The following is a 15,312-nucleotide window of genomic DNA, read 5'->3' as shown; positions in this document are numbered from 1 at the left end:
TTAATGTAGTCTTACCGTGGTCTACGTGACCAATCGTGCCAACGTTTACGTGTGGCTTCTTACGCTCAAATTTTTCCTTCGCCATTTCAATAACCTCGTTTTAACTTTTTATTGTTTCTTAATAATTGCTTCAGCAATGTTATTTGGAGCTTCAGCATACTTAGAAAATTCCATAGTATATGTTGCTCTTCCTTGGGTAGCAGAACGTAAATCGGTCGAATAACCAAACATCTCTGCAAGTGGTACTTCAGCTCTAACAATTTTTCCTGCTGGTGAATCTTCCATGCCCTGTACAAGACCGCGTCGTCTATTAAGGTCACCCATAACATCGCCCATATAGTCTTCAGGAGTAACTACTTCAACACTCATAATTGGTTCAAGTAAAACTGGTTTGGCCTTTAATGCACCTTGTTTGAAACCCATTGATCCTGCGATTTTGAACGCCATTTCACTTGAGTCTACTTCATGGAATGAACCATCAAATAAGGTTACTTTAACGTCCACTACTGGATATCCAGCAATAACGCCATTTTGCATTTGTTCTTGAACCCCTTTATCAACAGCTGGGATGTATTCTTTAGGAATAACACCACCAACAATTTCATTGATGAACTCATAACCCTTTCCAGGCTCTTGAGGCTCAATTTTTAACCACACATGTCCAAATTGACCGCGTCCACCAGATTGTCTAACAAATTTACCTTCTTGTTCCACTTTTTGTTTCAGTGTTTCACGATAAGCAACTTGAGGCTTACCCACATTGGCTTCCACATTAAACTCACGCTTCATGCGGTCAACAATAATTTCCAGATGAAGCTCACCCATACCTTCAATAATCGTTTGACCTGATTCTTCATCTGTATGTACTCTGAATGATGGGTCTTCTTGTGCTAACTTACCAAGAGCAATACCCATTTTTTCCTGGTCTGCTTTAGTTTTTGGCTCAACAGCAACTGCGATTACCGGATCTGGAAAATCCATTCTTTCTAGAATGACAACACTGTCAGTATCGCATAAGGTATCACCCGTTGTTACTGTTTTTAGTCCAACAGCAGCAGCAATATCTCCTGCTCTTACTTCTTTAATTTCTTCACGTGAGTTTGCGTGCATCTGTAACAAACGGCCTATACGCTCTCTCTTAGCCTTCACTGAGTTATAAACTGTATCACCACTCTTTAAAATACCTGAATATGCTCTAAAGTAAGTTAACGTGCCAACAAATGGGTCTGTAGCAATTTTAAATGCCAAAGCTGAAAATGGCGCATCATAACTTGTTTTACGAGAAGCGGGTTCTCCATCTTCATCTATACCTTGAACGTCAGGAATATCAGTTGGAGAAGGGAGATACTCAATTACGCCATCCAAAACTGCTTGAACACCTTTATTTTTAAAGGCTGACCCACAGAAAACCGGAACAATTTTGTTGGTTATTGTTAGTTGACGGAGTGCCTTTTTGATCTCTTCTTCAGTAAGCTCTTCACCTTCAAGATATTTTTCCATCAGCTCTTCAGTTGCTTCTGCAGCAGATTCAATAAGTAGAGCACGATACTCTTCACATTGGTCTTTCAAATCCGCAGGCACTTCTTTGTATTGGAAGGTCATACCTTTATTTTCTTCATCCCAGTGAATTGCCTTCATTTTTATGAGGTCAATAACCCCTTTAAATTCTTCTTCTGCACCAATAGGTAATTGAACAACGACAGGATTTGAACCAAGTCTTTGCTTAATTTGGGCAACTACCCGAAGGAAGTTTGCCCCCATTCTATCCATCTTATTAACAAATACGATGCGTGGTACGCCATATTTGTTTGCTTGACGCCAAACAGTTTCTGATTGTGGCTCCACACCAGACACGGAGTCGAACACTACAACAGCACCATCGAGAACACGTAATGAACGCTCCACTTCAATCATGAAATCAACGTGTCCAGGTGTATCAATGATGTTGATACGATGGGATTCGAATTGCTTGTCCATACCTGACCAGTAACAAGTTGTTGCTGCTGAGGTAATGGTAATTCCGCGCTCTTGCTCCTGAACCATCCAGTCCATTGTTGCAGCACCGTCATGAACTTCACCAATCTTATGAGACATACCAGTATAGTACAGTACACGCTCAGTTGTTGTGGTTTTTCCAGCATCAACGTGGGCTGCAATTCCAATGTTTCTATATAGTTTTAATGGAGTAGACACGGATTACCCTCTCTCTCTTAGTTCCATCTAAAATGCGCAAATGCCTGGTTAGCCTTTGCCATCTTATGTGTATCTTCACGTTTTTTCACTGCAGAGCCTTTACTTTCATAAGCGTCCATCAGCTCACCAGCCAAGCGTAACATCATCCCTTTCTCGCCACGGGTACGTGCAGCCTGAACGATCCAGCGCATCCCCAAAGCAATACTGCGATCTGTTCTTACTTCTACAGGAACTTGATACGTAGCACCACCAACACGACGCGAACGAACTTCTACGCTTGGGCGGACATTATCCAAAGCATTTTCAAAGTAGCGGAGAACAACAGCTGAACCACTTGTTGAACCAGATTCGCCGTCTTCTTCATCAGCTTTTTTAAGCTTCTTTACGCGCTCTTCTAAAACAGATAAAGCACCATATATTATTTTTTCAGCAGTAGACTTTTTACCACTGACCATTAACACGTTAATAAATTTTGCTAACAATTCACTATGATGTTTAGGATCTGGCAAAATTTCTCTTTTAGGGACTTCTCTTCTTCTAGGCATTTCAATTTCCTACAATCAGTTATTTTTTATCTTTTGGTTTTTTTGTACCGTATTTCGAACGACCTTGTTTACGATCATTAACACCTGATGTATCCAAGCTACCTCGTACAGTGTGATAACGCACCCCAGGTAAATCTTTAACACGACCACCTCTAATAAGAACAACTGAGTGTTCCTGAAGGTTATGGCCTTCTCCACCAATATATGATGAAACTTCAAATCCATTGGTTAAACGTACACGAGCAACCTTACGCATAGCTGAGTTAGGTTTTTTAGGTGTAGTAGTGTAAACGCGCGTACAAACACCGCGTCGTTGTGGACATGATTCCAGCGCTGGTACGTTACTTTTCTTCTTTACGTCCACACGAGGCTTTCTTACTAACTGATTAATAGTAGCCATTTATACTTAACTCCGATCTGTCTCTTTTGATTATTTCGAATGCATAAGGAGGCCGGATTCTATATAGCCACGGCAGATTTGTCAAGTTTAATCTGCCGTTTTTTCGAATCCGAACTAGTGTTCTTGATTGTCTGCGTTTAATGCTTCACTTAACGCATGCTCAACATCACTTGCAGTAACGGTATGCACTGGGTGCTCACCGGCTGCAGCCTTAGCTCTTTTTGCCTTTCGGCCTTGATGATATGCATAGCCTGTTCCTGCAGGAATCAAGCGTCCCACCATCACGTTTTCTTTTAATCCACGTAAATCATCAATTTTACCACTTACAGCAGCTTCAGTTAGTACTCTTGTTGTTTCTTGGAACGAAGCAGCAGAGATAAATGACTCAGTTGCTAATGACGCTTTAGTAATACCTAACAATATAGGAGTCCCTCTAGCTGCTTGTTTTTCTTCAGCAATAAGTCTGTCATTTTCTTGCAATAAGACACTTTCTTCAACTTGCTCACCTACTAAGAATTTTGAATCACCAGAAAAAGTAATAACTCGTTTACGCAGCATTTGTCGCACGATTACTTCTATGTGCTTGTCATTAATTTTTACACCTTGTAGACGATATACATCTTGTACTTCATTTACGATGTAATTAGCTAATGCACCAACACCCAACAGACGTAATATATCATGCGGATTGAGTGCACCTTCAGCGATTAGCTCGCCACGCTCAACATGCTCGCCTTCGAAAACCGAAATATGTCTCCATTTTGGTATCAACTCTTCATGACATTGATCTTCAGAAACATTAATAAGTAATCTTCTTTTACCTTTTGTTTCCTTACCAAAACTAACCATTCCCGAAACTTCAGCCATAACTGCTGAGTCCTTGGGTTTACGGGCTTCAAACAAATCAGCTACTCTTGGCAGCCCCCCCGTAATATCGCGGGTTTTGGAGCGCTCTTGAGGGATACGTGCGATAACATCTCCGATTCCGACATGGCCACCATCTTCAAAATTAACGATAGCATCCACAGGCAGATAGTATTGGGCTGGCACATTAGTTCCTGCAAGATATATATCTTCCCCATTTTCAGTAACTAGTTTTACCATAGGGCGTAAATCACGACCTGCAGCACTTCGTTGTTTTGCATCGATAACTACAATATTACTCAAACCAGTTAATTCATCAGTTTGTCGATTCATGGTAATACCATCGATTAAGTCGACGAATTTTAAATAACCACTTACTTCAGAAATAACTGGGTGAGTATGAGGATCCCAAGTTGCAATAACTTGCCCAGCCTCCACAGAGGAATTATCATGTACTGAAATTACGGCACCATAGGGCAACTTATAACGCTCACGCTCACGTCCGAACTCATCAACAATCGTTACCTCACCGGAACGTGATACAGCAACTAGATTTTTATTTTCATGCGTTACTGTCTTAATATTATGTAAGCGAATAACCCCTTTAGTTTTAATCTGAATATTATTTGCTGCTGTTGCTCTCGATGCAGCCCCTCCAATATGGAAGGTACGCATTGTCAACTGCGTTCCAGGCTCACCAATTGATTGAGCAGCAATAATACCAACAGCTTCGCCGGTATTCACAAGGTGACCTCTTGCCAAATCCCGACCATAACACTTAGCACAAAGCCCGAATCGAGTTTGACAAGTAATCGGTGAACGAACCTTAATTTGATCCACACCTTGTTTTTCGAGCTTTTCAACCCACTCTTCATCTAATAATGTTCCTGCAGTGACCACAGGTTCACTTTGGTTAGGAATGTAAACATCTGAAGCAACGACCCGCCCTAATACACGCTCATGTAGTGGCTCAACAATATCGCCTCCTTCAATCAGAGGTTGCATTAGAATGCCGGTATCAACTCCACAATCGTCTTCAGTAATCACTACGTCTTGAGCCACATCGACTAAACGTCGTGTTAAGTATCCGGAGTTAGCTGTTTTTAATGCAGTATCCGCCAGACCTTTTCTCGCACCGTGCGTTGAAATAAAGTACTGGAATACGTTCAAACCTTCACGGAAGTTAGCGGTAATTGGCGTTTCAATAATTGAGCCATCTGGTGCAGCCATCAATCCCCGCATACCTGCAAGCTGCCTGATTTGCGCTGCAGAACCCCTAGCGCCTGAGTCAGCCATCATAAATATTGGGTTGAATGATTCTTGTCTGACGAGATTACCTTTTGCGTCCCGAGTTTCTTCAGTTGCTATTTTGCTCATCATGGATTTAGCAACTAATTCGTTTGTTCTGGACCAAATATCAATTACTTTGTTATAACGTTCGCCATTGGTTACCAAGCCTGAACGGAATTGAGATTCAATTTCGCGAACCTCATTATCAGCATGGTCAATAATACTGGCTTTATCATCAGGTATTTCCATATCTTCAATACCAATTGATACACCAGAACGTGTCGCATACTTAAAGCCTGTATACATTAACTTATCAGCAAAAATTACAGTTTCTTTCAAACCGAAATTTCTATAGCAACTATCAATGACCTTCGAGATCACTTTCTTGGTCATAGTACGATTAATTGTTGCAAAAGTCATACCTTTAGGAAGAACCTCGGCAAGAATAGCTCGACCAACTGTAGTTTCTACCAGATGATGTCCATCTCCGTCATCCTTAGGCATACGTATTTTAATTTTAGCGTGGATATCAAGATGTCCTGACTCATAAAAATTCTGAGCTTCCTGTGCACTGACAAAAATCTTCCCTTCACCTAATGCATTAACTTTTTCTCGAGTTAAATAATATAACCCAAGTACAACGTCTTGGCTGGGAACAATAATTGGCTCACCACTCGCTGGCGACAAGATATTATTAGTTGACATCATTAATGAGCGAGCTTCTAGCTGTGCTTCCAAAGTCAGTGGCACGTGAACTGCCATTTGGTCCCCGTCGAAGTCTGCGTTATACGCAGTACAAACTAAAGGATGCAGTTGTATCGCTTTACCTTCGATCAATACAGGCTCGAATGCTTGAATACCTAGCCTATGTAATGTAGGTGCACGGTTTAACAGGATAGGATGCTCGCGAATTACATCATCTAAAATATCCCATACAACAGACTCTTCTCGCTCCACCATTTTTTTAGCGGCTTTAATTGTTGTTGCTAAACCTCTAAATTCGAGTTTGCTAAATATGAATGGTTTAAATAATTCAAGAGCCATTTTTTTTGGAAGACCGCACTGATGCAGCTTCAGAGTCGGACCAACCACAATTACGGAACGTCCTGAATAGTCTACACGCTTTCCTAAGAGGTTTTGTCGGAAACGACCTTGCTTTCCTTTAATCATATCTGCTAAGGATTTGAGCGGTCTCTTGTTTGTACCCGTGATCGCACGTCCGCGACGCCCATTATCCAACAGTGCATCAACTGATTCCTGCAACATTCTTTTTTCATTTCGTACAATAATATCAGGTGCATTCAAATCAAGAAGGCGCTTCAAACGATTATTCCGGTTAATAACACGTCGATACAAGTCATTCAAATCTGATGTTGCAAAACGACCGCCATCCAATGGGACTAGAGGTCTTAAATCAGGTGGTAGAACAGGTAATACATCCATGATCATCCACTCAGGCTTGTTACCCGAATCGTAGAACGCTTCGAGTAATTTTAATCTCTTCGTGATTTTCTTAATTTTGGTTTCGGAATTTGTAGTTGGCAATTCTTCACGCAAGCTCTTGATTTCTTCTTCTAAATCAACTTGACGAAGTAAATCGCGAATGGCTTCAGCCCCCATTCGTGCATCAAACTCATCACCATACTGTTCCATTGCATCAAGATATACTTCATCATTCAGCAACTGCCCACGCTCAAGTTCGGTCATTCCTGGATCTACGACAACAAACGCTTCAAAATAAAGAACACGCTCGATGTCACGTAAAGTCATGTCAAGTAATAAACCAATGCGGGAGGGTAATGACTTCAAGAACCAGATGTGTGCAACTGGGCTTGCAAGTTCAATATGTCCCATACGTTCACGACGCACTTTAGCAAGTGCAAGTTCGACACCGCACTTTTCGCAAATAACGCCACGATGCTTGAGTCGCTTGTATTTACCGCATAAGCATTCGTAATCTTTTACTGGTCCAAAGGTTTTTGCACAAAATAAGCCGTCTCGCTCCGGTTTAAATGTACGATAATTAATTGTTTCGGGTTTTTTTACTTCACCATATGACCATGAACGAATAAGCTCAGGAGAAGCTAACGCAATTTTAATTGCGTCAAACTCTTCACTTTGTCCCTGTTGCTTAAGAATGCCGAGCAAATCGCTCATTACAGGTGTTTTTCTCATCGGTTCATTCATTGGATCGTCGTTTAGAGTACTCAAGTCTATGCCTCCAAAAATTTGTTAATCAGTATGTATCGCTGAAAAAGTTAATCGTGTTCGAGTTCGATATCTATTCCAAGGGCACGAATTTCCTTCAACAATACGTTAAAGGATTCAGGCATTCCTGGGTCCATACGATGATCGCCATCGACAATATTTTTGTAGATTTTTGTTCTACCTCCAACGTCATCTGATTTCACAGTCAACATTTCCTGTAATGTATAAGCTGCACCATAAGCTTCAAGAGCCCATACTTCCATCTCTCCAAAGCGCTGACCACCAAACTGTGCTTTACCGCCTAATGGTTGTTGTGTTACCAGGCTGTATGATCCAGTTGAGCGAGCATGCATCTTATCATCAACTAAATGGTTTAGTTTCAACATATACATGTAACCTACAGTTACTGGGTTATCAAATTTGCTTCCAGTCCTACCATCAATTAAGAAGGTTTTACCATCAGAAGACAAATCTGCCAGCTGTAGCATACGTTTTATTTCTTCTTCAGAAGCACCATCAAAAACTGGTGTTGCCATCGGCACACCAGCTCGTAGATTATCTGCCAATCTGAATAGCTCTTCATCATTGAGAGAATCCAGGTGTACTCGTTGTACATCGTCATGGTTGTATATCTTATGCAAAAATGATTTGATTTCAGCAGCATTTTGTTTTGAATCAAGCATTTGAGCAATTTTATTTCCCAAACCTTTTGCAGCTAAGCCAAGATGGGTTTCCAACACTTGTCCAATGTTCATCCGTGAAGGTACGCCCAATGGATTAAGAACGATATCTACAGCTGTTCCATCTTCCATATGCGGCATGTCTTCAACCGGAACTACAATAGAGATAACCCCTTTGTTTCCATGTCGACCAGCCATTTTATCACCTGGCTGAATACGTCTTTTCACAGCAAGATATACTTTAACAATTTTTAATACACCAGGAGCTAAATCATCTCCTTGTATTATTTTCTTACGGCTATCATTGAAACGCTTTTCCATTTCTTTAGACAACAACTCAAGCTGTTTAGAAAGCTGTTCCAATTGTTGGCTGATTACATCGTTTTCAAGACGAATATCAAACCATTTATCTCTATCAATTTTATCCAGATATTCTTGGTTTATTTTTGATCCTGGTTTCAGATTTCCTGGGCCGCCTGTTGCTACTTTATCGAGTACAATGTTAGCTACACGATGATAAATATCTTCCTCACGAATACGTCGTTCATCAACTAAGTCCTTACGAACTCGAGCTAAATGCTCTTCTTCTATGCTTTTCGCACGCGCATCCTTTTCTAAGCCATCACGTGTAAATACTTGAACATCAATAACCGTACCATTCATTCCAGATGGAACGCGTAATGAAGAGTCTTTCACATCAGAAGCCTTTTCACCGAAAATTGCTCGTAACAACTTCTCTTCAGGTGTAAGTTGAGTTTCTCCTTTAGGAGTAACTTTTCCAACTAGAATATCGCCAGCTTTAACTTCAGCTCCGATATAAACCACACCAGCTTCATCTAGGTTAGAAAGTGCTGATTCACCAACATTCGGAATATCCGCAGTAATTTCTTCAGTACCTAATTTAGTATCACGCGCAATACACGTTAACTCTTCAATATGAATCGTTGTGAATCGATCATCTTGTACAATACGTTCGGATATAAGAATAGAGTCCTCGAAGTTATATCCATTCCAAGGCATAAAGGCGACCAGTAAATTTTGACCTAAAGCCAATTCACCCATATCAGTGCAAGGACCATCAGCTAAGATGTCTCCTCTTTGAATCATATCGCCTGTATTAACAATTGGACGTTGATTAATACACGTATCCTGGTTTGAACGGAAGTACTTGGTCAGGTTATAAATATCAACACCTGTTTCACCAGCTGTAGTCTCATCATCGTTTACGCGAACAACGATACGCGATGCATCAACAAGATCAATTATCCCGCCACGTTTTGCAACTACTGAAACTCCTGAATCAGAAGCAACAATACGCTCCATTCCTGTGCCTACTAGAGGTTTTTCAGAACGTAAAGTCGGCACTGCTTGCCGCTGCATGTTTGATCCCATCAAAGCACGGTTCGCGTCATCATGCTCCAAGAATGGAATTAGAGAAGCAGCAACAGAAACGATTTGCTTGGGTGAAATATCCATATAGTTGATATTATCCGGTGTAGTCAATGAAAATTCATTCTGATGTCTACAGGGGACTAGGTCTGCAAGAATATTTCCATCCTTATCAAGCGTCACGCTCGATTGTGCAATATACTGATCAACTTCTTCAATAGCTGATAGATATTCAATGTCATCACTCACACGACCATTAATTACTTTACGGCACGGGGTTTCAATAAATCCATAATCATTTGTTCTTGCATAAACAGATAATGAATTAATTAAACCAATGTTTGGACCTTCTGGTGTTTCAATAGGACAGACACGACCATAGTGTGTGGTATGGACGTCGCGAACTTCAAATCCTGCACGTTCACGCGTTAAACCACCTGGGCCTAATGCAGAAACCCTACGTTTGTGTGTTACACCCGATAACGGATTAACTTGATCCATAAATTGTGATAACTGGCTTGAGCCAAAAAATTCTTTAATCGCAGCAGAAACTGGTTTTGCATTGATTAAATCTTGTGGCATCAGATTTTCAGATTCAACCAAACTTAAACGTTCTTTAACCGCTCTTTCAACACGTACAAGTCCGACTCTAAATTGGTTTTCTGTCATTTCACCAACACTACGAACCCTTCGGTTACCCAGGTGGTCAATATCATCCACCATACCAATACCATTTCTTATATCGATAAGTGTCTTGATAACAGCCATTATATCTTCTTTAGTCAAGGTACCTGGCCCATCATCATTTTTTCTACCAACACGTCGATTAAATTTCATTCTACCAACAGCGGATAAATCATAGCGTTCGTCAACAAAGAATAAATTTTTAAATAGAGCTTCAGCTGCTTCTTTAGTTGGTGGCTCACCTGGTCTCATCATACGATAAATTTCAACGAGCGCCTCTAACTGACTTGAGGTAGGATCAATTTTTAATGTATCTGAAATATACGAACCATGATCCAAGTCATTGGTATAAATCATCTCAAATTCATGGATTCCACTGGTAGCCATTAGATCGAGAGACTCATCAGTTACTTCATCATTTGCCTGTGCAATGAATTCGCCAGTTAAAGTATCTATAATACTTTTAGCTAATGTTTTGCCTATTAAATAATCACGTGGAACAATCAGATCTTTCATCTGAGCTTTTTCCATTTGTTTAATATGGCGTGCAGTAATTCTTCTACCTTGCTCTACGATAAGCTCACCTGTTTCAGGAACAAGAATATCAAATGAAGCGATTTCGCCTCGAAGTCGTTGAGGAATTAAATCAATGTGGTATTCACCATTTTTAAGATGACAGCTAGTCATTTCGAAGAACTCACTGAGGATATCTTCTGTTTCGTATCCTAGGGCTCTTAATAAAATGCTTACTGGTAATTTACGTCTTCTATCAATTCGAACATAAACACAGTCTTTTGGATCAAATTCAAAATCTAGCCATGATCCACGGTAAGGTATAATGCGTGCAGAATATAATAGCTTACCAGATGAATGGGTTTTACCCTTATCATGTTCAAATATCACACCAGGAGAACGATGTAACTGAGAAACAACAACTCTCTCGGTACCATTTACCACAAATGTACCAACATCAGTCATTAAAGGTATTTCACCCATAAAAACATCTTGTTCTCTGATATCTTTGATTGGTTTAGGATCTTCGCTTGCGTCCTTATCAAGAACAACAAGTCTGATTTTGACCCTTAGTGGCGCAGAATAGGTTAAGCCCCGTAATTTGCATTCACGAACATCAAATGCTGGTTCACCTAACTTATAACCAACATATTCTAGTCGTGCATTGCCAGAAAAGCTTTCAATCGGGAATACAGAAGAAAATGCAGCATGCAATCCTGTATTAAATTGTTCGTTTGACTTGCTATCAGCCTGAAGAAAATCCCTATAGGACTTAAGTTGAATTTCAAGCAGATTTGGTATTGCCATTTTATCGGCCTGCTTACCAAAGCTTTTGCGAAATCGTTTTTTCTCAGCATGCGAATATTGAGGTTTAGCTTCTGCAACGGCCATGGTGTTTCCTCTGTAAATTATTGATGACTTCAAACACGTAAACCCAGCCATGAAACCATGGCTGGGTTCTATCTCACTGATATAGCTTTATTATTTAACTTCTACTGAAGCACCAGCTTCTTCAAGTTCTTTCTTAAGGTTAGCAGCTTCATCTTTAGATACGCCTTCTTTAATTGTTGAAGGAGCACCTTCTACTAAGTCTTTAGCTTCTTTCAAGCCAAGACCAGTAATTCCACGGACTGCTTTAATTACATTAACTTTGTTTGCACCGAAACTGGTCATAACAACAGTAAACTCTGTTTGTTCTTCAGCAGCGGCAGCAGCACCGGCAGCTGGAGCAGCAACTGCAACAGCAGCAGCGGCAGCAGAAACGTTGAATTTCTCTTCCATAGCTTCGATTAATTCAACTACTTCCATAACAGACATGTTTGCTATGGTTTCTAAAATATCATTTTTTGACACAGCCATTACTAGCTCCTGATTTAAAATTAATTTAATGATTAAATGAGATTTAACCTGCTTTTTTATCTTTTACTGCTGCTAAGGTTCTAACCAATTTAGCATGTGGCTCAGCAAGAGTTCTGACAAATTTCTCAATTGGCGCTTTCATCACGTACATCAACTTGGCAATTGCCTCATCGCGAGTCGGTAAGCTAGCAACAGCATCAATCTGATTTGCTTTATATACTTTTCCGCCTACGGATAATGCTTTAATCTCAAGCTTGTCAAATGTTTTCGTGAATTCTTTAAGTAGTCTTGCTGCATCACTGGGTGCTTCCAGTGATAAAGCAATGAATAACGGGCCTACAAGCAAGTCATTCAAGCATTCAAATTCGGTATTTTTAAAAGCTCGGCGTGTTAGTGTATTTCTAACAACGCGAAGATAAACACCGGACTTGCGTGCTTCACTACGCAACTGCGTCATTTGATTAACAGTTAAACCACGATAATCAGCAACAACTGCCGAAATAGCCTTTGAGGCGACCTCAGTCACTTCTTCAACAACAGCTTTTTTTTCAGCTAAATTTAATGTCACGTTACTGACCTCCTAATTATACAAATCACAAGGATTTGCCAGTTATGGTGGCCGTCTCTTTTAAAATTGGAGCCGGTTCACCGTCTGCGCAGGAAATTAAGCGTTAGCACCTGCGGTCTTCGACGGCATGGAACCAAATCTATGCCGTGAATTCTCAAAAATGGGTGATTATATTACACAGGTATTGATGAAATATCAATAGCTATACCAGGGCCCATAGTCGTAGATAAAGAGATTTTCTTTAAGTATTGACCTTTCGCAGAAGAAGGTTTTGCTTTTTTAAGATCATTAATTAATGCAACTATGTTTTCAATTATGTCTTCCGCAGTAAAATCTACTTTTCCGACTGTGCAGTGAATAATTCCATTCTTATCTGTTCTATAGCGTACTTGACCAGATTTCGCATCTTTTACTGCGCCTTCAACGTTAGTAGTCACTGTGCCAACTTTAGGGTTCGGCATTAGACCTCTTGGACCTAAAACCTGACCTAGCTGTCCGACAATACGCATCGCATCTGGTGTAGCAATAACAACATCGAAGTCCATTGCGCCACCTTTAATTTTCTCAGCTAAATCTTCAAATCCAACAATATCAGCACCAGCATCTTTAGCTTTAGTAGCATTATCGCCTTGTGCAAATACGGCTACACGTACAACTTTTCCGGTACCTTTAGGTAGGTTAGTTGATGATCGTACAACTTGATCTGATTTGCGAGGATCAACACCCAGGTTAACACTTATATCTAAACTTTCGCGAAATTTAGTTGAAGCAAATTGCTTTAACAGGTTAATTGCTTCGCTCGCGCTGTATAAATGATTTGACTTAATTGTCTCTATAATTTTCTTTTGCTTCTTAGATACTCTTGTCATGGCATCCCCCTTATTCTAAACCTTCAACGTCAATACCCATACTGCGCGCAGTACCTGCAATACTTCTAACTGCTGCTTCTAAGCTTGCTGCAGTTAAATCAGGCTCTTTAATCTTCGCAATTTCCTCAAGCTGTTTGACGTTAAGTTTGGCCACTTTTTTAGTGTTGGGCGTACCACTTCCACTTTGAATACCTGCAGCCTTTTTCAGAAGAACAGAGGCCGGTGGAGTTTTAGTAATGAAGGTAAAACTACGATCACTATAAACAGTAATTACAACCGGAGTAGGTAATCCCTGCTCCATTTGCTGTGTTGCTGCGTTAAACGCCTTGCAGAACTCCATAATGTTAACACCACGCTGACCCAAAGCAGGACCTACGGGTGGACTTGGATTTGCTTTACCGGCTGGAATTTGCAACTTAATATAAGCTTCTACTTTTTTTGCCATATCTACTCCTCATGGGTCATGCGCCAGATTTTACAGAAAGTTTTAATTTCTTTCTGCTTTTTCCAGCTCCCCTTTTTTTACACAAAAATATCCCATAAACTCCTAGATAAATTTAACATTAAAAAGAGTTTCAGGGCACCTTAGCGAACTAGGTTTTCTCTACTTGACTGAATTCAAGTTCTACTGGAGTAGATCGTCCAAAAATCAAGACTGCTACTCTTAATCTATTTTTCTCATAATTGACTTCTTCTACCACTCCGTTAAAGTCAACAAAAGGACCTTCTTTAACGCGAACCACTTCACCTGGTTCAAATAGAATTTTAGGTCTTGGCTTAGTTACACCATCTTCAACTCGTTGCATGATTGCACGAGCTTCCTTATCAGTAATAGGTGTAGGGGTCTGGCTTGTTCCACCAATAAAACCCAGAACTCTTGGTATCGCTCTTATCATATGCCATGTTTGATCATCCATAACCATATTCACTAATACATAGCCTGGAAAAAACTTACGTGTACTTTTGCGCTTTTGACCCGAACGCATTTCAATCACTTCTTCTGAAGGTACAACAACTTCGCCAATTTTATCTTCTAAATTGTGATGTTGTGCTCGAGATTTAATTTCGCGCATAACGAAATTCTCATAGCCTGAATAGGCATGTACAACGTACCATTGTTTCGATTTGTGTTCTTCCACCGAATTCACCCTAAATGCGTTATTTTAGCAATTGCCCACATCATCACTGAATCGACCCCCCAGAGTATAAATCCGGTCACTGCAACCATAACAATAACAATGGTTGTTGTCTGTATCGTCTCTTGGCGTGTTGGCCAAACGACTTTTAACAATTCAACTTTTGACTCTTGAGCAAATTTAAAAACTTGTTTACCTGCTGATGTCATGTAGCCCAAAAATAGAGTCAACAATAGCCACAGAAGCCATATAATTGACAAAACCGGGCCTGAAAAAGTATAGTGATATGTACAAAAAAATGCCGCCGCAGTTATAAGAACTACAGCTATCCATGAAAATATATCTATAGTATTGCTTTGGTTTTCGTTTGAACTTTTCATATTCACTTGTAAGTTGGCAGGCCAGGAGGGAATCGAACCCCCAACCTGCGGTTTTGGAGACCGCCACTCTGCCAATTGAGCTACTGGCCTAAATTTATTGGCATGAATCAACATAACTCATGCCAACGCAATTTAACTTTATTACTCGATAATTTTAGCGACAACACCGGCGCCTACAGTACGGCCACCTTCCCGAATAGCGAAACGCAAACCTTCGTCCATCGCAATAGGTGC

General features: G+C 40.4%; 13 protein-coding genes and 1 tRNA gene. All 14 read right to left on the bottom strand.

Translation table 11 applies throughout. The features are described 5' to 3' along the window. Positions 1-85, bottom strand: an 85-nt coding sequence (locus tag Lpar_RS18390) for a GTP-binding protein (RefSeq protein WP_080443379.1), incomplete at its 3' end; no start/stop codon positions are given. A gap of 23 nt (positions 86-108) precedes the next feature. Continuing rightward, a complete protein-coding gene (fusA, locus tag Lpar_RS01265) occupies positions 109-2,193 on the bottom strand; it encodes an elongation factor G (protein WP_058516193.1) in 2,085 nt (694 codons plus the stop codon). A gap of 17 nt (positions 2,194-2,210) precedes the next feature. Then, positions 2,211-2,738, bottom strand: a complete 528-nt coding sequence (rpsG, locus tag Lpar_RS01260; protein WP_058516192.1) for a 30S ribosomal protein S7 — start codon at positions 2,736-2,738, stop codon at positions 2,211-2,213. 19 nt (positions 2,739-2,757) lie between these two features. Continuing rightward, the gene (gene rpsL, locus Lpar_RS01255; RefSeq protein WP_010654837.1) at positions 2,758-3,138 is read right to left on the bottom strand and encodes a 30S ribosomal protein S12; all 381 of its coding nucleotides are present in this window, start codon (positions 3,136-3,138) and stop codon (positions 2,758-2,760) included. A gap of 114 nt (positions 3,139-3,252) precedes the next feature. Continuing rightward, complete coding sequence (rpoC, locus tag Lpar_RS01250) at positions 3,253-7,449, bottom strand: DNA-directed RNA polymerase subunit beta' (protein ID WP_058516194.1); 4,197 nt, start codon at positions 7,447-7,449, stop codon at positions 3,253-3,255. Positions 7,450-7,550: 101 nt separating this feature from the next. Continuing rightward, positions 7,551-11,657 (bottom strand): DNA-directed RNA polymerase subunit beta, encoded by a 4,107-nt coding sequence (gene rpoB / locus Lpar_RS01245; RefSeq protein ID WP_058516191.1) that lies wholly within the window; start codon positions 11,655-11,657, stop codon positions 7,551-7,553. Positions 11,658-11,747: 90 nt separating this feature from the next. Continuing rightward, positions 11,748-12,125 carry a 50S ribosomal protein L7/L12 gene (rplL, locus tag Lpar_RS01240; protein WP_058516190.1) on the bottom strand — a complete coding sequence of 126 codons (378 nt, stop codon included), beginning with the start codon at positions 12,123-12,125 and terminating at the stop codon, positions 11,748-11,750. Positions 12,126-12,168: 43 nt separating this feature from the next. After that, a complete protein-coding gene (gene rplJ / locus Lpar_RS01235; protein WP_058516189.1) occupies positions 12,169-12,693 on the bottom strand; it encodes a 50S ribosomal protein L10 in 525 nt (174 codons plus the stop codon). 173 nt (positions 12,694-12,866) lie between these two features. Beyond that, complete coding sequence (rplA, locus tag Lpar_RS01230) at positions 12,867-13,562, bottom strand: 50S ribosomal protein L1 (RefSeq protein ID WP_058516188.1); 696 nt, start codon at positions 13,560-13,562, stop codon at positions 12,867-12,869. 10 nt (positions 13,563-13,572) lie between these two features. After that, positions 13,573-14,007: a 50S ribosomal protein L11 gene (gene rplK, locus Lpar_RS01225; protein ID WP_058516187.1), complete on the bottom strand. Its 435-nt coding sequence runs from the start codon at positions 14,005-14,007 to the stop codon at positions 13,573-13,575. 148 nt (positions 14,008-14,155) lie between these two features. Continuing rightward, the gene (nusG, locus tag Lpar_RS01220; protein ID WP_058459055.1) at positions 14,156-14,701 is read right to left on the bottom strand and encodes a transcription termination/antitermination protein NusG; all 546 of its coding nucleotides are present in this window, start codon (positions 14,699-14,701) and stop codon (positions 14,156-14,158) included. Positions 14,702-14,706: 5 nt separating this feature from the next. Beyond that, positions 14,707-15,078: a preprotein translocase subunit SecE gene (gene secE, locus Lpar_RS01215; protein ID WP_058516186.1), complete on the bottom strand. Its 372-nt coding sequence runs from the start codon at positions 15,076-15,078 to the stop codon at positions 14,707-14,709. 14 nt (positions 15,079-15,092) lie between these two features. Then, positions 15,093-15,168: transfer RNA gene (locus Lpar_RS01210), tRNA-Trp, on the bottom strand. A 51-nt stretch (positions 15,169-15,219) separates the two neighbouring features. Continuing rightward, on the bottom strand, positions 15,220-15,312 hold a 93-nt coding region (locus Lpar_RS18385), incomplete at its 5' end, for an EF-Tu C-terminal domain-related protein (protein ID WP_076547599.1).

Source organism: Legionella parisiensis, from assembly GCF_001467945.1.
Lineage (GTDB): Bacteria > Pseudomonadota > Gammaproteobacteria > Legionellales > Legionellaceae > Legionella > Legionella parisiensis.
This window is presented reverse-complemented; position numbering and strand designations above follow the sequence as displayed.

What these genes read in the sequence shown, in the direction of transcription:
- rpsG (WP_058516192.1), bottom strand. Translation starts at nt 2,738, where the DNA reads ATGCCTAGAAGAAGAGAAGTCCCTAAAAGAGAAATTTTGCCAGATCCT.
- rpsL (WP_010654837.1), bottom strand. Translation starts at nt 3,138, where the DNA reads ATGGCTACTATTAATCAGTTAGTAAGAAAGCCTCGTGTGGACGTAAAG.
- rpoC (WP_058516194.1), bottom strand. Translation starts at nt 7,449, where the DNA reads ATGAGCGATTTGCTCGGCATTCTTAAGCAACAGGGACAAAGTGAAGAG.
- rpoB (WP_058516191.1), bottom strand. Translation starts at nt 11,657, where the DNA reads ATGGCCGTTGCAGAAGCTAAACCTCAATATTCGCATGCTGAGAAAAAA.
- rplL (WP_058516190.1), bottom strand. Translation starts at nt 12,125, where the DNA reads ATGGCTGTGTCAAAAAATGATATTTTAGAAACCATAGCAAACATGTCT.
- rplA (WP_058516188.1), bottom strand. Translation starts at nt 13,562, where the DNA reads ATGACAAGAGTATCTAAGAAGCAAAAGAAAATTATAGAGACAATTAAG.
- rplK (WP_058516187.1), bottom strand. Translation starts at nt 14,007, where the DNA reads ATGGCAAAAAAAGTAGAAGCTTATATTAAGTTGCAAATTCCAGCCGGT.
- secE (WP_058516186.1), bottom strand. Translation starts at nt 15,078, where the DNA reads ATGAAAAGTTCAAACGAAAACCAAAGCAATACTATAGATATATTTTCA.